This window comes from Undibacterium sp. Rencai35W (assembly GCF_049340185.1).
Classification (GTDB): Bacteria; Pseudomonadota; Gammaproteobacteria; order Burkholderiales; family Burkholderiaceae_D; genus Undibacterium.
This window is the reverse complement of sequence record NZ_JBMPPC010000003.1, coordinates 534,814-555,109: the sequence shown is the minus strand read 5'-3', so window position 1 is coordinate 555,109 and position 20,296 is coordinate 534,814. Positions and strand designations below refer to the sequence as shown.

Annotated in this window: 16 protein-coding genes and 2 tRNA genes; 2 read left to right on the top strand and 16 right to left on the bottom strand. The window is 47.6% G+C overall.

Annotated elements, in window-relative coordinates:
• Nucleotides 1-383 precede the first annotated feature (383 nt).
• The 5 genes from ACO0K3_RS09560 to ACO0K3_RS09540 form a co-directional block, all read right to left on the bottom strand.
• Nucleotides 384-460 (bottom strand) — tRNA-Arg (locus ACO0K3_RS09560).
• Between the two features lie 112 nt (nucleotides 461-572).
• Nucleotides 573-1,916 (bottom strand): phosphoglucosamine mutase, encoded by a 1,344-nt coding sequence (gene glmM, locus ACO0K3_RS09555; protein WP_422983983.1) that lies wholly within the window; start codon nucleotides 1,914-1,916, stop codon nucleotides 573-575.
• Nucleotides 1,917-1,971: 55 nt separating this feature from the next.
• Complete coding sequence (gene folP / locus ACO0K3_RS09550; RefSeq protein ID WP_422983981.1) at nucleotides 1,972-2,814, bottom strand: dihydropteroate synthase; 843 nt, start codon at nucleotides 2,812-2,814, stop codon at nucleotides 1,972-1,974.
• Nucleotides 2,815-2,886: 72 nt separating this feature from the next.
• Nucleotides 2,887-4,773: an ATP-dependent zinc metalloprotease FtsH gene (ftsH, locus tag ACO0K3_RS09545; RefSeq protein WP_422958157.1), complete on the bottom strand. Its 1,887-nt coding sequence runs from the start codon at nucleotides 4,771-4,773 to the stop codon at nucleotides 2,887-2,889.
• A 159-nt stretch (nucleotides 4,774-4,932) separates the two neighbouring features.
• Entirely contained in the window at nucleotides 4,933-5,574 is a 642-nt protein-coding gene (locus ACO0K3_RS09540) for an RlmE family RNA methyltransferase (protein ID WP_422958156.1), read from the bottom strand.
• A gap of 32 nt (nucleotides 5,575-5,606) precedes the next feature.
• On the opposite strand from ACO0K3_RS09540, the gene ACO0K3_RS09535 reads away from it, so the two are divergent.
• A complete protein-coding gene (locus ACO0K3_RS09535) occupies nucleotides 5,607-6,083 on the top strand; it encodes a YhbY family RNA-binding protein (protein ID WP_422958155.1) in 477 nt (158 codons plus the stop codon).
• Between the two features lie 73 nt (nucleotides 6,084-6,156).
• On the opposite strand, the gene greA is transcribed toward ACO0K3_RS09535, so the two are convergent.
• The 4 genes from greA to ACO0K3_RS09515 form a co-directional block, all read right to left on the bottom strand.
• Nucleotides 6,157-6,633 carry a transcription elongation factor GreA gene (gene greA / locus ACO0K3_RS09530; RefSeq protein ID WP_422958564.1) on the bottom strand — a complete coding sequence of 159 codons (477 nt, stop codon included), beginning with the start codon at nucleotides 6,631-6,633 and terminating at the stop codon, nucleotides 6,157-6,159.
• Nucleotides 6,634-6,729: 96 nt separating this feature from the next.
• Nucleotides 6,730-9,948, bottom strand: coding sequence for a carbamoyl-phosphate synthase large subunit (carB, locus tag ACO0K3_RS09525; RefSeq protein WP_422983979.1), 3,219 nt, complete (start codon nucleotides 9,946-9,948; stop codon nucleotides 6,730-6,732).
• Between the two features lie 2 nt (nucleotides 9,949-9,950).
• Nucleotides 9,951-11,129 (bottom strand): glutamine-hydrolyzing carbamoyl-phosphate synthase small subunit, encoded by a 1,179-nt coding sequence (gene carA / locus ACO0K3_RS09520; RefSeq protein WP_422983977.1) that lies wholly within the window; start codon nucleotides 11,127-11,129, stop codon nucleotides 9,951-9,953.
• Nucleotides 11,130-11,451: 322 nt separating this feature from the next.
• A complete protein-coding gene (locus tag ACO0K3_RS09515) occupies nucleotides 11,452-11,859 on the bottom strand; it encodes a GlcG/HbpS family heme-binding protein (protein WP_422984061.1) in 408 nt (135 codons plus the stop codon).
• 213 nt (nucleotides 11,860-12,072) lie between these two features.
• Here ACO0K3_RS09515 and ACO0K3_RS09510 point away from each other — a divergent pair, with 213 nt between their 5' ends.
• A complete protein-coding gene (locus ACO0K3_RS09510; RefSeq protein WP_422983975.1) occupies nucleotides 12,073-12,636 on the top strand; it encodes a C40 family peptidase in 564 nt (187 codons plus the stop codon).
• A gap of 124 nt (nucleotides 12,637-12,760) precedes the next feature.
• Here ACO0K3_RS09510 and ACO0K3_RS09505 read toward each other — a convergent pair whose 3' ends face one another.
• The 7 genes from ACO0K3_RS09505 to rph form a co-directional block, all read right to left on the bottom strand.
• Entirely contained in the window at nucleotides 12,761-13,690 is a 930-nt protein-coding gene (locus tag ACO0K3_RS09505) for a patatin-like phospholipase family protein (protein ID WP_422983973.1), read from the bottom strand.
• Between the two features lie 99 nt (nucleotides 13,691-13,789).
• A tRNA-Ser gene (locus ACO0K3_RS09500) sits at nucleotides 13,790-13,879 on the bottom strand.
• A gap of 107 nt (nucleotides 13,880-13,986) precedes the next feature.
• Nucleotides 13,987-16,002, bottom strand: a complete 2,016-nt coding sequence (locus ACO0K3_RS09495) for a putative bifunctional diguanylate cyclase/phosphodiesterase (RefSeq protein ID WP_422983971.1) — start codon at nucleotides 16,000-16,002, stop codon at nucleotides 13,987-13,989.
• A complete protein-coding gene (locus ACO0K3_RS09490) occupies nucleotides 16,003-17,214 on the bottom strand; it encodes an EAL and HDOD domain-containing protein (RefSeq protein ID WP_422983968.1) in 1,212 nt (403 codons plus the stop codon).
• Between the two features lie 148 nt (nucleotides 17,215-17,362).
• Nucleotides 17,363-18,622: a radical SAM family heme chaperone HemW gene (gene hemW, locus ACO0K3_RS09485; RefSeq protein ID WP_422983966.1), complete on the bottom strand. Its 1,260-nt coding sequence runs from the start codon at nucleotides 18,620-18,622 to the stop codon at nucleotides 17,363-17,365.
• Nucleotides 18,623-18,916: 294 nt separating this feature from the next.
• Nucleotides 18,917-19,552, bottom strand: a complete 636-nt coding sequence (rdgB, locus tag ACO0K3_RS09480; protein ID WP_422983964.1) for an RdgB/HAM1 family non-canonical purine NTP pyrophosphatase — start codon at nucleotides 19,550-19,552, stop codon at nucleotides 18,917-18,919.
• Between the two features lie 2 nt (nucleotides 19,553-19,554).
• Entirely contained in the window at nucleotides 19,555-20,286 is a 732-nt protein-coding gene (rph, locus tag ACO0K3_RS09475; RefSeq protein WP_422983962.1) for a ribonuclease PH, read from the bottom strand.
• Nucleotides 20,287-20,296 lie beyond the last annotated feature (10 nt).

Here is a 20,296-nt window from a genome sequence, read left to right as displayed (position 1 = left end):
CATCTATCACTCAATATCAAACAAGGCAAAATGTTCCTGACTTAGTTTAATTGAAGCCAAGATTATTTTAAATATGTAAAAAAATTTTAGGGAAAAACCGACATAAAACACACGCAAGTACCAGCAAACTCTACAGGGATATTGCTACTTCAATAAATATGGCTTATTTGGATGCGGGTAAGAATGTAGCAGCAATAAATGTCACATCAATATATGCCCGCTTTAAAAATAGGGGCAAGTAGCATAAGAATAAACTTCTGAGGATGACGCGGGGATACCGAAATGACTGCACAATAGCGCTGCAAGCGATAACACGACAAAACTTAGGGTATTAATAAGCAAAAAGCCCAGTCAAAATAACTGGGCTTAGTACTTAATTTCATTGGCCTGCCCAGCAGGAATCGAACCTGCGACCCCGAGCTTAGAAGGCTCGTGCTCTATCCAACTGAGCTATGGACAGGTCGTTTGGATATGCACCACAGAAGATGCGATGCATAAAAACAGAAGGCTGAATAGTACATGGAATACCATCCATATTCAAGAATGAAAGCCATTCCAGACGCAATTAAACTCTATTTGGGAGCAATAATATCCGCTAACTGACGCGCGTAAAGATTCGCCATATCCAAATCAACCGCCTCAACCATGACACGAACTAAAGGCTCCGTTCCAGAGGCGCGAATCAAGACACGACCTTTATCACCCATTTCGGTTTCTGCACGTTTTTTTTCACTCACGGCGAGTGGATTTTTTTGCCAGTCAAAACCAGCAGGGACTTTCACATTAATCAGTACCTGAGGAAAAAGATGTAATTGCTCAAAGCATTGATCCAAGGTTTTATTATTGCGACGTAAAGCAGAAAGCACCTGCAAGGCAGAGACAATTCCATCCCCTGTCGTGTGTTTGTCCAGACACAGCAAGTGACCGGAACCTTCACCACCTAATAACCATCCATGCTCTTGCATTTGTTCAAGCACATAACGATCGCCGACCTTAGCCCGGACAAAACCAACACCGAGTTCTTTCAGCGCCAGTTCTACTGCCATATTCGTCATTAAAGTACCGACTACACCCTTGACCGGACCAATCGCCAACCGATCCATGACCATCAAATACAAGAGTTGATCGCCATTGTAAATTTTACCGTTCTTGTCGACCATGACCAGCCGATCCGCATCTCCGTCGAGTGCAATACCGATATCAGCATGATTTGCTCTCACAGCTAAGGCTAATGCATCCGGCGCAGTTGCACCGACCTTATCGTTAATATTAAATCCGTTTGGCTGATTACCAATGGAGATGACTTCGGCACCTAGTTCGTGGAAGACGTGGGGAGCAATATCGTAGGCTGCACCGTGAGCGCAATCAACTACAATTTTTAGTCCGCGCAAATCCAGTTCGTTTGGATAGGTACTTTTGCAAAATTCGATATACCTGCCGTTAGCATCGCGCAAACGGTGTGCCTTACCTAGCAAATCTGAACTCACGCAGTCCATTGTGCGCTCGAGTTCAGCCTCAATCGCCAGCTCGACTTCATCAGGCAATTTGTTTCCCTGAGCAGAAAAGAATTTAATACCATTGTCGTAATATGGATTGTGAGAAGCCGATATCACAACACCGGCAGACAAACGCAAAGCACGAGTCAGATAAGCAACAGCGGGTGTTGGCATCGGACCGGACAACATCACATCGACACCAGCTGCCGCAAATCCAGCCTCTAGCGAGGCCTCTAACATATACCCAGATACTCTCGTATCTTTACCAATCAGTACGGTCGGTTTAGATTCGCCAACATGACCGTTTTGCGCAAGAACTTTACCTGCTGCATAACCTAAACGCATTACGAAATCAGGAGTAATTGGTGATACACCGACTTTGCCTCGAATACCATCGGTACCAAAATATCTTCTCGTCATTTTTATTCTCTTTATGTAATTACTTATTTACTTGATTATTGAGCTACCTAACCATCTAATTACTTAATGCTTGCCATACTTTGATGGCATCGACCGTTCCGGCAACATCATGCACCCGTACAATCTTTGCTCCATGGGCGATGGCCGCTAATGCCGCAGCCAAGCTAGCCGCCTGGCGATGTTCAACATGCTTTCCAGTAATCGTTCCCAACATGGATTTGCGTGACAAACCGGCCAGGAGCGGCAAACCATGCTTCGTCTGAAATTGAGCAATATTTTTTAACATCGAAATATTATGCTCCAGAGTTTTTCCAAAACCAAACCCCGGGTCGATGCAAAGGCGTGAATTCTCTATGCCAACCTTACTCAAAGCAGTCAGACGCTCCTCCAGAAACAATGTAACCTCTTGGTTGACATCCTCATACTGAGGGCGCTGCTGCATGTCTGTGGGCGAATTTTGCATATGCATCACACATAAGCCGACATCACTTGCTGCGACAGTACTGACAGCACCTTCAGACCGGAATCCATTGATGTCATTAATCATATCGGCACCGGCAAGTATCGCCTCACGCATGACTTCAGTTTTGTAGGTATCAATTGACAGAGGTTTGCCGCAGTCACGCAAGGCGTAAATAATCGGCATCACCCGGTCTAGCTCTTCATTCAGAGAAACCCGGGTCGAACCTGGCCGGGTAGACTCCCCACCTACATCAATAATGTCAACGCCGTCCTGAATCATTTGCTCTGCATGGGACATAGCGCCGTCGAGTGCCTGAAACTGTCCGCCATCAGAAAACGAATCTGGCGTTACATTCAGGATGCCCATCACAATCGGTCGAAATTGACTTCCCTGCAAAGGAAAGCGATACCGTCCGCAATCAAAAAAATTATTCATAAATATAAAAAAATTAGGGCGAGAATCACTTCTCACCCTAAACTAAATTAAACGTATTTCACCAAATAAATCTTAGGCTGGTGCCGCCGCATTAGGAGATACACCACCAGAACTTGAATCTGAAGGTGTTTTTCTAGTGGACTGGCCTGGCTTCGGCGGGCGAGGGTCAATACCGCTCATGATGTCATTAATCTGATCCGCATCAATCGTTTCCCAATCCAGCAACGCCTTAGTCATTGCCTCAACCTTGTCACGATTTTCTTCCAACAATTTGCGTGACAACGCATATTGAGTATCCAGAATACTACGGATCTCCGCGTCGACTTTTTGCTGCGTTACTTCAGAAATTGTTTTAGAAGGGCCGCCGAAGTAACCTTCACTTTGACTGTCTTCATACACCATCACACCCATGCTGTCGGACATACCAAAACGAGTCACCATCGCACGTGCCAGTTTGGTTGCACGAGAAAAGTCATTTGATGCACCCGTCGACATTTGTCCGACAAAAATCTCTTCAGCGATACGACCACCAAACAAAATTGAAATTTCTTCCAGCATTTTGTCTTTATAACCGCTAATCTGATCATGTTCAGGTAGCTGCCAAGTCAAGCCCAATGCAAAACCACGCGGCATGATGGTGACCTTATGCACAGGATCCGCCTTGGGCAATAGCTTTGCGACAACTGCATGGCCAGACTCGTGGTAAGCGGTATTACGACGTTCATCTTCCCGCATCACCATAGATTTACGCTCTGGGCCCATAAATATTTTGTCTTTTGCATCTTCAAAATCCAGCATTTCCACCAAGCGCTTATTACGGCGCGCAGCAAATAATGCGGCTTCATTCACCAAATTCGCCAGGTCAGCACCAGACATGCCAGGAGTTCCTCGAGCCAGGATATCTGCCTTGACATCAGTACTAATAGGAACCTTGCGCATGTGTACATTCAAAATTTGTTCGCGACCACGAATATCCGGCAAGCCAACAGAAACCTGACGATCAAAACGACCTGGGCGCAATAAGGCTTTATCTAATACGTCAGCACGGTTAGTCGCGGCAATCACGATCACACCGGAATTGGCCTCAAAACCGTCCATCTCAACCAGCATTTGATTCAATGTTTGTTCGCGCTCATCATTTCCACCGCCCATACCGGCACCGCGATGGCGTCCAACAGCATCAATCTCATCAATAAAGATAATGCACGGTGCGTGCTTTTTCGCGTTTTCAAACATATCGCGAACGCGAGAAGCACCTACGCCGACAAACATTTCGACAAAGTCAGAACCTGAAATGGTAAAAAAAGGTACCTTCGCTTCGCCGGCAATTGCACGTGCCAGCAAGGTTTTACCTGTGCCTGGAGGACCTACCATTAATACGCCACGAGGAATACGGCCACCAAGTTTTTGAAATTTGCTTGGATCGCGCAGAAAATCGACGATTTCACCAACCTCTTCTTTCGCTTCATCGCAACCGGCGACATCGGCAAAAGTGACGTTATTATTGGTGTCATCCAGCATTCTGGCTTTGGACTTACCAAAAGAAAAAGCACCGCCCTTGCCGCCGCCTTGCATCTGGCGCATAAAGAATACCCAAACGCCGATCAACAGCAACATCGGGAACCATGAAATAAAGACCTGCGACAAGAACGATTGTTCTTCAGGCGGTTTATTATCAAATTTAATGCCATTGTTTACCAGATCACCAACCAGACCGCGATCAAATATCGTCAGTTGAGATTTGATTTTTTTACCGTCCAGTGTCGTCGCCGTGACAGTGCGGTTTGCATCATCAATCGTTGCGTCCTTAATGTGTTTGGCACGAACCTCATCCAGAAACTCGGAATATGGCATTGCGGAGGCACCAGAAGAAATGCCCTTATCAAACTGTTTGAACACAGTAAAAAGCACCAAGGCTATAACGACCCAAATGGCTGCTTTTGAAAACATATTATTCACGAGAACTCCTTGGACGTATAAGCACGCCTGTACACACTGTAATTTTGCATTTTACCCGCATTGGATAGAGCTTGCTAGAGCGCATATGCAGCCCACTTTGATGATTATCAAGGTCTGATTGGCTGACAATTTGGCTATTTTTGATCTATTTGAGTATTTTTAATCATTTTTTAGCCCACGACCCAGCAAAAATATCTCAGATGACTTGTCTTTGCTGGCTTTGGGTTTTTTACTTGTGACAGTTTTAAATTGCGTTTTAAACATGGTCACAATCGTATTGTAGGCGGGACCATGAAAACACTTCACTAGTAAAGCTCCTGTCGGCTTCAGATGCGCGTTAGAAAATTCCACTGCCAACTCAAGAATATATTCGATACGTGCGGCATCCACAGTAGAATTACCGGATAGATTAGGTGCCATGTCAGATAAAACAAGATCTAATTTACGACCTTGCAATTTAGCTTCCAGTTGACTCAGTACCTCTTCTTCACGGAAGTCACCCTGGATAAATTGGACATCAGCAATGGGATCCATTGGCAATAAGTCCAATGCAAAAATCTCACCCAAGATACCGCCGCCGTCTTTGCCAGCTAATTTATTGCGCACATATTGCGACCAACTACCTGGTGTTGCTCCTAAATCGACGATAATCTGTCCTGGCTTGATCAATTTTTCCGCTTCATCGATTTCCTTTAGCTTATAAACGGCACGCGCACGATAACCCTCCTTCTGTGCCAATTTGACATAAGGATCGTTAATATGGTCGTGCACCCAATTTTGATTGAATTTATTTTTTGCCATTCGCGTAAAATACTGCTTTTAAAGGAATTTATATGTTGAAACTCACGCCCGCTGAACGTAGCGAATTGCGCTCCGAAGCCCATGCCCTGAAACCTATCGTTCTGATCGGTGAAGCCGGTTTATCGCCCGCCGTGATGAAAGAAATCGATGCTGGTCTCAGCTCTCATGGATTGATTAAAGTACGCGTATTTGGCGATGACCGCGAAGCACGCGTTACGATGTATGACACGATTTGCGAATCGCTCAAAGCAGCGCCAGTCCAGCATATCGGTAAATTACTGGTTCTTTATCGCCCTAAAGTCGACGGCATCAAAGAAACCAAGTTAGTTAAAAAAGGCAAAGGTATGCGTGAGGTTACGATCGTTAAACCTAGCGCCAGCGGCACCAAAAAACCTACGGTTTCGAAAGTCATGGTTAAAGGCAATGAGCGCGTCACACAAGGTGGTTCGATCAAGCGTGCTAAACCACGTCAATCCAGCGCGAAGAAATCTGCTTTGGGTAATGCCTGATCATACAGCAAATGCAGCATTTCGCTGCAAATCAATAGAAGACCAGACCTTGATCAGTCTGGTCTTTTTTTATTTAGATGTACAACACATCCAGCACTTCATACTCACGAACACCAGCAGGTGCCTGAACACCGACGACGTCGCCAACATATTTACCGATCAGGGCGCGTGCGATCGGTGAACTGATTGAAACTTTACTTAGTTTGATATCAGCCTCATCATCACCAACGATCTGATAACTGACTTTTTGCTCCGTTTCGAGATCTTCCAAACGCACTGTTGCACCAAACACGACGCGACCTTCTGCATCAAGAGTCGAAGGATCAATAATTTGTGCGGCGCTGAGCTTACCTTCTAATTCAGCAATACGTCCCTCGATAAAACTCTGACGCTCTTTCGCCGCATCATATTCAGCATTTTCTGACAAGTCGCCCTGAGCACGCGCTTCAGCAATAGCGTTAATGACGTCTGGACGCTCTTTCGTCTTCAGATTATGCAATTCTTGCTTCAGCAATTCTGCGCCGAACTTGGTAAGAGGTACTGTACTCATTTCATTCACACTCATAAAGTAAAAATACAGAGGCCACATCTGGCATCCGGACTGGACACCGTCTGTGACCTCTGTATCGAAGTTTAAGCTATTTGCTTAGTGTAAGGTTTTATGCAGACCTTGTAAATCATAGACATGCAATTCATCCAGATGACGCATACCCTGCACTGCTGCCTCAGCTCCTGCAATTGTCGTATACGTGGGCACACGAGCAGCTAACGATGACACGCGAATGGCACGTGAATCGGTAATTGCACTGCGCTTCTCTTCGACTGTGTTGATGACCAGAGCGATTTCGTGATTCTTGATGATATCAACTACGTGCGGACGACCTTCAGCGACTTTATTAATCGTGCCAACAGGTATACCTGCCGCGGCAATCGCTGCGGCCGTACCCTTGGTCGCCACTACGCTAAAGCCCATCTCGACCAGATCAGCTGCAACCTTAACTGCCCGCGGCTTGTCACTTCCTTTGACACTCAGGAACACCTTGCCTGATGTCGGCAACTTGATGCTGGCACCGAGTTGCGATTTCACAAAAGCTTCGCCAAACGTCTTGCCAACACCCATAACTTCGCCTGTGGACTTCATCTCTGGTCCAAGAATCGTATCTACCCCCGGGAATTTGACGAATGGGAATACGGCTTCTTTGACGCTGAAATAAGATGGTACAACTTCTTTGTGAATGCCTTGCGAAGCCAGTGATTGCCCTACCATGCAACGCGCGGCAATTTTAGCTAACTGCAAGCCTGTCACTTTAGAAACATAAGGCACCGTGCGGGATGCGCGCGGATTCACCTCCAGTACATAGACAACGTCTTTACCATCCTGCTGCTGAATCGCAAACTGCACATTCATCAAACCGACGACATTCAAACCTTTTGCCATCAAGGACGTCTGGCGTTTCAGCTCGTCAATCGTGTCGGCTGCCAGAGAATATGGGGGCAATGAGCATGCTGAGTCACCAGAGTGCACGCCAGCCTGCTCGATATGCTCCATCACACCACCGATGAAGGTATGCTCACCATCTGAAATACAGTCAACATCCACCTCAATTGCATCATTCAGGAAACGATCCAGCAACACAGGAGAATCATGCGACACCTTGACGGCTTCACGCATGTAGCGCTCAAGATCACGTTGTTCATGCACAATCTCCATGGCACGCCCACCCAATACATACGATGGACGAACTACCAGCGGATAACCGATCTCCTGCGCCAGAGCCAAGGCCTGCTCTTCAGTGCGCGCGGTACGATTTGGTGGTTGACGCAAACCTAAGGTATGCAACATTTGCTGGAAACGCTCGCGGTCTTCTGCGGCATCAATCATGTCCGGTGAGGTGCCGATGATCGGCACGCCATTCGTTTCCAGATCCAGGGCAAGTTTCAAAGGCGTCTGTCCGCCGTATTGAACAATTACGCCAACTGGTTTTTCTTTATCGACGATCTCGAGTACATCTTCCAATGTCAGCGGCTCAAAATACAAACGATCCGATGTGTCGTAGTCGGTAGAGACTGTTTCGGGATTGCAATTGACCATGATCGTCTCATAGCCATCTTCACGCATTGCAAACGCCGCATGTACGCAGCAATAATCGAATTCAATACCTTGACCGATACGGTTAGGACCACCGCCCAACACCATGATTTTTTTCTTATCCGTTGGTGCAGATTCACACTCTTCTTCATACGTTGAATACATGTACGCAGTCTTGGTTGCGAACTCTGCGGCGCAGGTATCTACACGTTTATAAACAGGACGGATGTTCAGCGCATGACGACGCTCGCGCACTGCCTTATCCGTTGTTTTCAACAATTTTGCGAGACGGCGATCAGAGAAGCCTTTTTGCTTGATTTTTAACAGCACTTCTTTATCGAGACCATCCAAAGTCTGATGATCCAGCCACAATTCGATATCAACGATATCTTTGATCTGCGCAAGGAACCATGGATCAATATGCGTCAATTGATGCACTTCTTCAAGCGTAAAACCGAGACCGAATGCATCACCAACATACCAGATACGATCCGGACCAGGCTCACCGAGCTCCTCCTCGATCACTTCACGATCCAGAGTTTTCTGATTCATCCCGTCTACACCGACTTCCAGTCCGCGCAGGGCTTTCTGGAAAGACTCCTGGAACGTACGGCCAATCGCCATGACTTCACCGACCGATTTCATTTGCGTCGTTAAGTGACTATCGGCCTGAGGAAATTTTTCAAAAGCAAAACGCGGTATTTTAGTTACCACGTAATCGATTGATGGCTCAAAAGACGCTGGTGTTGCACCGCCCGTAATTTCATTGCGCAGCTCATCGAGGGTAAAGCCAACCGCCAGCTTCGCCGCGATTTTGGCAATCGGGAACCCGGTTGCCTTAGACGCTAATGCAGACGAACGCGATACACGCGGATTCATCTCAATCACAATCATGCGACCATCCGCCGGATTGATCGAAAACTGCACGTTAGAACCGCCAGTATCCACCCCAATTTCACGCAAAACTGCCAGTGAGGCGTTCCGCATGATTTGGTATTCTTTATCTGTCAGCGTTTGCGCCGGCGCTACCGTAATTGAGTCACCAGTGTGTACACCCATCGGATCCAGATTTTCAATCGAGCACACGATAATGCAGTTATCGGCTTTATCGCGCACGACTTCCATTTCGTATTCTTTCCAGCCAATTAATGATTCTTCAATCAGTAATTCATTGGTTGGCGATGCTTCAAGACCACGCTTGCAAATCGTTTCAAACTCTTCTTCGTTATACGCAATACCGCCGCCCGTGCCCCCCATGGTGAAGGATGGGCGAATGATGACTGGAAAGCCCACGGTCTTTTGTACGGCCCATGATTCATCCATGTTATGAGCGACACCTGAGCGAGCAGACCCAAGTCCAATCTTGGTCATCGCATCTTTAAATTTGGAGCGGTCTTCGGCTTTATCAATCGCCTCAGGGGAGGCACCGATCAGTTCGCAATTGTATTTAGTCAGAACACCGTGGCGATGCAAGTCAAGTGCGCAATTCAATGCAGTCTGGCCACCCATTGTCGGCAAAATCGCGTCCGGTTTTTCTTTCGCGATAATACGTTCAACGACTTGCCATGTAATCGGCTCAATGTAGGTGACATCCGCCATTTCCGGGTCTGTCATGATCGTTGCGGGATTACTATTAACCAGAATGACTCTGTATCCCTCTTCACGCAAGGCTTTACAAGCCTGTGCGCCGGAATAATCGAACTCACATGCTTGTCCGATGATAATAGGACCGGCACCAATAATCAAAATACTTTTTATATCGAGACGTTTAGGCATTTTTATTTTTCTCCTGTTTTTGCCTGCGCTTTTGCGGCACTCATTAATTGGGTAAAGCGGTCAAACAGGTAGGCGATATCATGCGGTCCTGGCGATGCTTCAGGATGTCCCTGGAAACAAAATGCCGGCTTATCAGTACGCGCAAAGCCTTGCAAAGAACCGTCAAATAAGGACACATGCGTCACGCGGCAATTTGCCGGCAGTGAGGCAGAATCAACGGCGAAGCCGTGGTTTTGTGATGTGATCAGCACCTGCTTAGTATCTAAATCCTGCACCGGATGATTCGCACCATGATGGCCAAACTTCATCTTCAGAGTTTTAGCACCAGACGCCAGCGCCATAATTTGATGTCCAAGACAAATACCGAAAGTCGGAATACCTTTTTCGATCAACTCTCTGGCAGCAGCAATCGCATAGTCACATGGCTCCGGATCACCGGGACCATTTGACAAAAATACGCCATCAGGATTAAGTGCCAGTACATCAGCAGCCGAAGACTGAGCAGGCAATACCGTCACTTTGCAACCACGCTGCGCTAGCATACGCAGAATATTGCGTTTAACACCAAAGTCGAAAGCCACCACATGAAATTGCGGATCAGCTAGCTCACCATAGCCACGACCGAGCGTCCATTCTGCCTCAGTCCAGTTGTAAGACTTGGCGGTCGATACGACTTTCGCCAGATCCATTCCTGATAAACCAGGGAATGACTTCGCTAACGCGATAGCTTTTTCTGCATCACTACCGACCAGAATAGCACCGCCCTGCGCGCCTTTTTCACGCAAAATCCGCGTTAATTTACGCGTATCGATACCGGCGATGGCTACTATGTTTTGCGACTTAAGATAATCGGCAAGGGATTGTTCGGAACGGAAATTCGATACCAGCAGCGGTAAATCTTTGATGATCAGACCAGCCGCATGAATTTTGTCAGACTCAACATCTTCTGAGTTCACACCAGTATTACCGATATGCGGATAAGTCAGGGTAACGATCTGGGAGCTATAGCTTGGGTCAGTCAGGATTTCTTGATAACCCGTCATAGAAGTATTAAAAACGACTTCACCGATGGTGTGTCCGGAAGCACCTATGGATACACCGGTAAAAATTGTCCCGTCTGCGAGGGCAAGAATGGCGATGACATCTTGTTGGGGACGTAAAGACTGCGGAAATGGCAGCAAGGGTAACTCCTGTATTGTTACCGTCGCTACGCTGCGCCGAAATACTCGTCATGAATGCCCACGCACAATCTTCGCGTAGCTGGGGACGATTTTAAGGTGCGATGTGGATTTGGGTATGCGATACGACGGGATTTGGATTGGCTAAACCCTCGAATTATAGCGCAAATACGCCTCTCAGGCAAACCGGAATCACAGAAAAAGGACGCAAATCACATGGATCACCATGCCAATTTGCGCCCTTCTGCTTTAAATGCCCTGCTACACCTGGCAGCCAATCAATCAGCTTATCCGCCTGTTAGCGAGAGTTTGATCGTACAGAATATCAACCCTGCAAGGCGGCAATGCCAGCCTTTGCAATCTGCGCATCTTCTGACGACTTAACACCCGAAACACCAACGGCACCTACGCAATGTCCGTCCACTATAATTGGTACACCACCTTCCAGCATGCCTTCGATGTACGGTGCACTCAAGAAAGAGAAGCGACCATTATTAATAATATCTTCATAAATTTTGGACTCACGACGACCAAGCGCCGCTGTAGTTGCCTTGGCAGGTGCGATTTGTGCGGAGATTGGCGCTACACCATCCAGACGTTGCAGCCACATTAAATGACCGCCGTCGTCGACAATCGCAATGACAACCGCCCAGGAATTCGCCTTCGCCTCAGCCTCTGCTGCTGCCGCAATTGTCTTTACATCGTCCAAAGTTAATACGGGTTTAGTTTGCATCATTGCCTCCAGATTGAAATGTGAGCGGATTGTACGTCAAGCCAGTTCGCTTAAGTATACAAACTGTTTTAACAATTTAATCAGTTCCCGGTCAGCATTTCACTCCAAATGAATCCCCCAATAAGTATCATTTAGTTAATTATTACAATTGACGAGTTTACATTCCGCAATAGTTCGCTTAAAGTTGGGCGGTTTTTCCAACCAGGTGCATCGATGCTAATACCAATTTCCCGACATTCAAGGAAAGCAAAATTAGTCCTTACTGTACTACTCGCCAGCGCCCTGCAGCTTACCGTCTGCACATCTAGTCAAGCCGCAGAAAACCCATTCCCAGAGTCATCTACCGCCTACTTAAAACTTCAGGAGCTCCGTGAACGCGCCTCCAACTTGACGGTCAAGGCAATGGATATGCTGGGAATACGCTATAAGCGTGGTGGCAATACACCTGAAAACGGCCTTGATTGCAGTGGCTTTGTAAGACTGGTTTTTAAAGATGCGCTGGGTGCCGAATTGCCAAGAACCTCACATGAGATTAGCAAAGTCGGGGAAACCGTAGAGCAAAAAGATTTACAACCTGGCGATCTGGTTTTTTATAACACGCTACGCCGAGGCTTCTCTCACGTCGGCATTTATCTCGGGGATAACAAATTTATTCACTCACCGTCCGCTGGCGGGCAAGTGCGGATAGAGAGCATGGACATCGCGTATTGGAAAAAACGCTTTAACGGCGCCAGACGAATCAACGAAGAAGAGAAGAAGCAAGATAGCAAGCCTTAAACTTATACTCCCCCTATGTTTATCGAAAACCTGCCTTATCCCGCTGATTCTGCGGCGTGACGCAAATATACTGTGCTGGAGTATATAATTTCAGCAACAAACTAACCGACCATTTAGCTGATCGTTATTTCTCCTGCATCAGACGAATTTTTTGCTTAATGTCAGTCATCGCCGACATTGCCGCTTTTTCCCCCGCCAGAATCGCCAGGTTACGCCCTGCAAAATCACTACCCTTCATACTCGCCAGCTCAGGCTTGATCACAACATCCGCATTTTTTAATTCAAATTGATTCAAACTTTGGCCCATGATGGTAAAAGTCTGCATCAATACCTCCAGAGAACTGGATGCCGCCTGCGAATCTGGCTGAGAAGAAATATTTACCGCAATAACAAAATCTGCCCCCATCTCACGCGCAAAGCGTACCGGCACCGGTGACACTAAACCGCCATCAACATATTGCCTGTCATTGATTTTGACCGGCTGAAATACACCGGGCACCGCAGATGATGCTCGCACCGCCAGACCGGTATTTCCGCGCTGAAACAGGACTGGCAAGCCAGTATGCAAATCTGTCGCAACCGCGCCGAATGGTTTCTTCAATTTTTCAATAGGCGCTTGCCCCACCGATTTATTCACATAAGCCTGTAGCGCATCCCCCTTCAACACACCGCTGGTTTTAGCAAACAAAGGCAAAGACCAGTCAGAAATGGTCGCCTCATCCATATCCAGCGCCATTTTTTGCAAAGCAAAGCCATTATTTCCGGCAGCATACATTGCACCGACAACGCTGCCCGCACTGGTACCTACCACGATATCCGCATTAATACCCTGAGATTCCAGCGCCTTAATGACTCCGATATGCGCAAACCCGCGCGCAGCACCGCCCCCCAGAGCCAGGCCAATACGTATCGTTTTAGGCACCTTTACCACAGGCACAGGCAAAGGCGGCGCAATCACCTGAACCGGCGCCGAGACACAAGCAGACAGTAGTATCAATGCGAATGAGGACGAACAGACACGGGATAATTGACGCACGGTTTTTTGGAGCAACATGAGGGGCATTAGAGCTAGGAGAAAGGTGAACAGGCAACCCACATACGAAAAACCCACGTTCTCAAAAGAGCAACGTGGGCTTAGATCCTGCTAAATTCTTGGCGGAAGCGGTGAGATTCGAACTCACGAAGGGCTCACACCCTCGCCAGTTTTCAAGACTGGTGCCTTCAACCACTCGGCCACACTTCCGTACTTACTATTAATCTTCAGACTGGCGCAAACACAAACAGCACCAACCTTCCAAGCCCGTTATTATAGCAATGTTCTGTAGGTTTGCGGCATTTATTTTCGCGTGATCACACAGAAAAATGAAAACCACCGGTCAGCATCTCTGTAATCTGATCAGAACTCACGGGCCGCGAAAACAAATATCCCTGCACTTCATCGCAACCCGCGTCTTTTAAAAATGATAGCTGTTCCCAATTCTCGACGCCTTCTGCAATCACTTTGTGACGTAATTTCTTCGCCATACTGATAATCGCACCGGCAATCGCGCAGTCATCGTTATCCGTTGGCACGCCCTGAATAAACGAGCGATCAATTTTCAGCGTATTAATAGGAAACCGTTTCAGATACGACAAACTAGAATAGCCAGTACCAAAATCATCGAGTGACAATGTCACACCCAGTGCCGCGATTTCATCCATGATCGTGATGACACTCTCGGCACTGTGCATCAGCATACTCTCGGTAATTTCTAATTCTATCCATGCCGGTGATATCTGGAATTGGGTCAGCGCCTCGCGAACCCGGCTCGGCAACGTTGACGTGAACTCTTTAGCCGAGACATTAACCGCAATCCTGAAAGGTGCAATCTCCATTGCCTGCCACTGTCTGGCTTGCTCGCAAGCAGTCTCCAGAACCCAAGCATCAATCTGCAAAATCAATCCCGTCTCTTCTGCGACAGGAATAAATTCGGCTGGCGATATCATGCCTTTTTTAGGATGATTCCAGCGCAGCAAAGCCTCGACGCCAATCATCTGACCAGTCAGAATATTCACTTTCGGCTGATACAACAGAGAGAATTCGGCATGCTGCAAGGCACGACGCAAACCTGACTCCAGATACAACCGGCCAGCAATGGTGCGATTCATTTCGTTATCGTAAAAGGCATAACTACCGCTTGCGCGCTCGACGTTGCGCTTTGCCTTGAACATGGCGATATCTGATTTTTGCAGCAACTGGTCAGCCTCCATGCCGTCTTGCGGATAAATACTGATGCCAATGCTTGCACCGATACGCAGCTCATGCCCCTCAACCAAAAAGGCCTGATCTAAGGTCGTCAATAATTTTTGCGCCACCAGACCAGCGTGAATGTCCTGAGGAATATCTAGCAAACCAATCGCAAATTCGTCGCTGCCCAGACGCGCAATCACATCATTTTCACGTAATGCCAGACGAAACCGTTCTGCGACCTGTTTTAGCAAGAGATCACCAATTGCATGACCCAACGTATCGTTAATTGGCTTAAAGCGATTCAGATCGATAAATAAGAGTGAGCCTATCGAATGATTCCGCTGCGATTGCAGCAAGGCCTTATCGACCAATTTTTTAAATAAAGTACGATTCGGAAGATCGGTCAACAGATCGTAATAAGCGAGATGATTGATCTGCTCTTCAGCACGTTTGCGTTCAGTAATATCACTGAGATAACCGATCATCCCTATCGGCTGCGTATTGGAATCGCATAAAGGTGAGAGACTCAGGCTGGCCCAAAAAACTTCACCCGATTTTTTGCGGCGACGGACTTCCATTTCACGTCCGCCATCCTCCAGGAAAGAATCGAATAAGCGCAAACCATCGACTTCTTCCTCGTCGTAAAGAAACAGAATATTTTTACCAATGGCTTCACTGGCGCTATAGCCAAACAAATTTTCCGCACCACGATTCCAGCTGATGATAAAACCTGCCAAATCCATCGTAATCACGGACTCATGAATCTGATCGAGAATTTGCGATTGCTGTAATTGCGCTTCGGCAGAGGCCTTGAAACGCTGGTCCAGCTGCGCTTTGGCTGCTAACAATTTAGCGGTGAGTTGCGCTAGAATCGCCAGCTTTGCCAGATCTGATTCGGAGTACTCCCCCTTCTTACCAGAGAGCACATAAAAGGCTTCTGCCGAAACCGGACAAAGCTCATGCTCGGCGCTGATGGTCTCAGTAAGTTGCGGCACAAACCTGACCTCGGGAGAATTGACGATCGCTTGAGCAATGCGTGTTAACTCCTGGTCGAGATGACGCCCCTGCATGCATAGGACCGCCTCGCCAAGCGACGCACCCAAACTGAATTCTGTCAGCGCCCAGGTCTGGTTCATCTACATATCCTGACAAACCTGATTCACCCAGACATAGGCCTTAATCATGGCCACATAATAATCCGTCTCAGTGACACCAATCGCAGCTAGTCGCTCGCTATCGATTACGCCATCATCACAATGCGTACGGTCAGCACAGCAAACGAGCGCCAGTTGCTGCCCCAGCACACCTTCGCGCTGCAGCAATGCAGCAAGCACTTCATCCAGCAAGTTCAGAGGCTGCAGAATTTCACTGAGCGGACTGCCGAACAAGGTATCTAGCAACGAGAACATACCGACCATGAATGCGCAATCTTGCTCATCCCTGTTGCCACCGTTTTTCTGACACAACGCTTCCATCAGGCTGGCACGAAATGCCGCACGCAGCATGAGAGGATTCAGCGCACCGCCGCTGTCTTGCTGACGGGCGTATAACAGTAATTGTAGCCAGCGTTGCAATTGCCGGCGTCCGAGCAAATTAATCGCCTGCCCAAAACTAGTGACCTTGACAGTCTGTGCAAATGCGGCAGAGCTGACCAGTTTAAAAAGCATAAAAGACAAACTGCTGTCCTGCTTAAATAATTCCTCCAGCTCCCTGGATTCTGCATCACGCGATACCAAGCCTAATAATTTCAATAACCGTGTTCTCGCACCGGCATCACCGGATTTGCCGCTGGGAGCAGGATGGAACGCATAGTCGCCTGCGAATAGACTAAAACCCGCATCAAGCGCTTCTTGCAACTGCGCGAATGTTCCCAATTTTTTGGCGACACGCATGCTGCTTTGCAAACTGGATAACCAGGGCTTGATATAAAACGGCACTCCGGCATGGCAATCAACTGCAACTGCTGCGGTATCTTTCCAGATCAACTCTGACCGTGACGCGAAGTTGTCAACCACCAGGCGTACGCCTTTACTCGCGAGATAGTTGAGTCTGGTTTGCACATCTTTATCACCACATGCTGCCTCAGGAATCAGAAGTACCACTTTGGATACCCCGATACGCTCGTCAACATCCGCGGGCAATGTCGCAGGATCGTCGATGGGGATAAATAGGAAAATTCCAGGCAGCTTTTCAAAAAATTCGCACTGCTTGAATTGCTGCAATAACTGAAGAGATTGTGCAACAGAGTTCGTCTCAAAATGCATGCTCAACGCGGCAAGCTGTTGCTGATGATTGACGACAGGAGAAAGAGGTGTAACTGGTAATTTAAAACCATTCGCGTTTGTCATGGGCTGGTTTTTACTCTTGGAGTAGTTTTTAAGTCATCACGAAATACTATGTTGAAACTTGTAAAGTTGCAACATCAATTAAAGTTTTACTTTAAGTTGTGTGACTTTAAAAAAAGTCCCCTGTAATGATTGCGATCAATATTCTTAGTCAGGATTCATCCCTTAAAAATAAAGTTTGCAGATCATTCAAAAACCGACGGCCCAATTCAGTAGGGCGAATTGTCTGGTGATCCCTGCTGAGCAAGCCTTTTTGCTCCGCGACCGTCAACTCTTTTTCCAGATCGTTCAACAACAAACTTGTACGTTCGTTGAATAAATTCACAGCGAAACCTTGATTCAGGCGCAAAGCATTGAGCATGAATTCAAAACTTACTTCGTGTCGTTGAATTTCCACAGTTTCCTGAACTGCTGCACCGCGCAAACTTTCCTCCATATATATTTTCGGTTGCTTGTACCGCACTTGACGAACAATCTTGTGCGGAAACGTTAGCTTAGAATGCGCTCCTGCGCCGATGCCAAGATAATCTCCAAAATTCCAGTAATTCAGGTTGTGGCGCGATTCGCGGCCTGGCTTAGCATACGCAGAGACTTCGTAGTTACCGTAACCGGCAGCAAGCATCCTGGACTGAATCAACTCTTGCATCTCCGCACTCAGATCATCATCCGGAATCACCGGCGGAAACTTGGCGAAATAGGTATTTGGCTCCAGCGTCAAATGATATAAGGACAGGTGGGGAGGTGCACAGGCGATAGCGGTCTCGACATCTGCTTTCGCTTGTTCCAGCGTCTGGCCAGGCAAGGCAAACATCAGATCAAGATTGAAGTTCTCAAAATATTGTTGCGCTATATCGATCGCACGTCTGGCCTCATCGCCGTTATGAATGCGTCCCAGCGCTTGCAGATGTTGCGAATTAAAACTCTGAATGCCAATCGACAAGCGATTGATTCCGCTATCACGGTAAGAACGAAATTTTTCCGTTTCAAAGGTACCTGGATTGGCTTCCAAGGTAATTTCAGCTGCACCGTCAACTGGCAATAAGGTGCGCACATCTGACATCAGGCGATCCAGTCCGGCTGCCGACATCAGGCTAGGCGTCCCGCCACCAATGAAGATCGTATAAATCTTACGCCCCCAGATCAGGGGCAAAGCCGCTTCAAGATCTGCACGCACAGCATCCAGATAGAGGTTTTCGTCAAAACTGGTTTTTACTTCATGCGAATTGAAATCGCAATAAGGACACTTTTTAACGCACCAGGGAAAGTGTATATACAGCGACAGTGGCGGCAGGCTAGTGAAATTAAACTGACCGGCACCCAGAAAATGGCTGGCCACATCTAGTGGCACGGCGGACAACTCCGTCTTTTTCTGCGATAAAGGGACCGAAGAAATCGGCTTGATTGGAATCATGGTAGTTTCTTACGCACGTAGATTTGACGCAAAACGAAAGGCCGCTCAACAGATCCGAAAGAGAATCCGCAGGCTAGATAAGGCTTTCAGAGGCATTTAAGGCCAGAAGGCGCGCCAGCATTGCGGATTCAGTTTTGGGGACTTCTAAAAAACTCTAAATTGAAAAATCGCATCGAGGGGGCTGATACAAAAACCAAGACCTCCCACCACACAGACACGAAAACACGGAGACACGAAGAAAAGCTAGGAGTAAGTGGCTCCATGACATATCGGCACACCAGTAGTTCAAATTGCTCAGGCCAGCTTTTCAAGCAGGGTACGCAAAGCCTGCCCACGGTGCGACAACTGACTTTTTTCTGAAGGCGTCAGTTCTGCAACGCTCTTGTTTAAAGATGGAATCCAGAAATGCGGATCGTAACCAAAACCATGCTCCCCTTTCGGCTGGTCAATGATCTCACCATGCCATAAGCCATCGGCAATCACAGGTTGCGGGTCATGCTCTGAGCGGACATACACCAAGATACAATAATAATAAGCCGACTTATCTGCAAATCCTGCCAATTGCTGTATCAAATGCTGATTGTTTCGCGCATCGGATTTTGGCTCGCCAGCAAAACGAGCGGAGAATACGCCAGGAGCACCTTGCAAAGCATTCACACAAATGCCAGAGTCATCTGCCAGAGCTGGCAAGCCTGTCATTCGCGCCGCATGCCGCGCTTTGGTCAGGGCATTTTCGACGAAGGTGAAATAAGGCTCTTCTGCCTCGGGCACTGCAAATTCAGATTGCGCATGCAATGAAATACCCAGAGGCGATAGCACATGGAAAAATTCTTTCAGCTTGCCTTGATTATTTGAGGCAAGCACAATTTTTTTCCCGCTGATTTTTCCATTGATTTCTACGCTCATAGCGGGTGCAGTCACAGACGTCATGTCTACATCAATCCCAATACTTGTTTCTGCAGGTCGATCAGATCCGCGATCCCTTCCTGTGCCAGATCCAGCAAACGATTCATCGTAGCGCGATCAAAAGCAACGCCCTCAGCAGTGCCCTGCACTTCAACAAACTGCCCTTGCTCAGTCATCACGACATTCATATCGGTATCGCAAGCAGAGTCTTCAGGATAATCAAGATCCAATACCGGAACACCCTGAAAGACGCCGACTGAAATCGCTGCAACAAAATGTTTTACCGGTACGGCGGCAATGACGCCACGCTCAACCAGTTTTGAAAATGCATCATATGCCGCAACCATGGCACCGGAAATCGCTGCCGTACGGGTACCGCCATCAGCTTGGATCACATCGCAATCAATATGTAAGGTACGCTCGCCAAAAGCCTCCAGATCAAATGCGGCGCGCAATGAGCGACCGATCAAGCGCTGTATCTCCTGCGTGCGACCTGATTGCTTGCCTTTCGCTGCTTCCCTGTCCATGCGGGTGTGGGTAGACCGTGGCAGCATGCCATATTCCGCTGTCAGCCAGCCCTGCCCTTTGCCCTTCAGAAAACCAGGAACTTTATCTTCGATACTGGCGGTACAAATGACGCGAGTATCGCCGAATTCGATTAATACCGAACCTTCGGCATGCTTAGTGAAATGGCGACTAATCACGACGGGACGCAATGCGTCCGGCGCACGTCCGCTTGGACGAATAGAATGAGGCATAGGATTGAAT

What these genes read in the sequence shown, in the direction of transcription:
- glmM (WP_422983983.1), bottom strand. Translation starts at nt 1,916, where the DNA reads ATGACGAGAAGATATTTTGGTACCGATGGTATTCGAGGCAAAGTCGGT.
- folP (WP_422983981.1), bottom strand. Translation starts at nt 2,814, where the DNA reads ATGAATAATTTTTTTGATTGCGGACGGTATCGCTTTCCTTTGCAGGGA.
- ACO0K3_RS09540 (WP_422958156.1), bottom strand. Translation starts at nt 5,574, where the DNA reads ATGGCAAAAAATAAATTCAATCAAAATTGGGTGCACGACCATATTAAC.
- ACO0K3_RS09535 (WP_422958155.1), top strand. Translation starts at nt 5,607, where the DNA reads ATGTTGAAACTCACGCCCGCTGAACGTAGCGAATTGCGCTCCGAAGCC.
- greA (WP_422958564.1), bottom strand. Translation starts at nt 6,633, where the DNA reads ATGAGTACAGTACCTCTTACCAAGTTCGGCGCAGAATTGCTGAAGCAA.
- carB (WP_422983979.1), bottom strand. Translation starts at nt 9,948, where the DNA reads ATGCCTAAACGTCTCGATATAAAAAGTATTTTGATTATTGGTGCCGGT.
- ACO0K3_RS09515 (WP_422984061.1), bottom strand. Translation starts at nt 11,859, where the DNA reads ATGCAAACTAAACCCGTATTAACTTTGGACGATGTAAAGACAATTGCG.
- ACO0K3_RS09510 (WP_422983975.1), top strand. Translation starts at nt 12,073, where the DNA reads ATGCTAATACCAATTTCCCGACATTCAAGGAAAGCAAAATTAGTCCTT.
- ACO0K3_RS09505 (WP_422983973.1), bottom strand. Translation starts at nt 13,690, where the DNA reads ATGTTGCTCCAAAAAACCGTGCGTCAATTATCCCGTGTCTGTTCGTCC.
- ACO0K3_RS09495 (WP_422983971.1), bottom strand. Translation starts at nt 16,002, where the DNA reads ATGAACCAGACCTGGGCGCTGACAGAATTCAGTTTGGGTGCGTCGCTT.
- ACO0K3_RS09490 (WP_422983968.1), bottom strand. Translation starts at nt 17,214, where the DNA reads ATGACAAACGCGAATGGTTTTAAATTACCAGTTACACCTCTTTCTCCT.
- hemW (WP_422983966.1), bottom strand. Translation starts at nt 18,622, where the DNA reads ATGATTCCAATCAAGCCGATTTCTTCGGTCCCTTTATCGCAGAAAAAG.
- rdgB (WP_422983964.1), bottom strand. Translation starts at nt 19,552, where the DNA reads ATGACGTCTGTGACTGCACCCGCTATGAGCGTAGAAATCAATGGAAAA.
- rph (WP_422983962.1), bottom strand. Translation starts at nt 20,286, where the DNA reads ATGCCTCATTCTATTCGTCCAAGCGGACGTGCGCCGGACGCATTGCGT.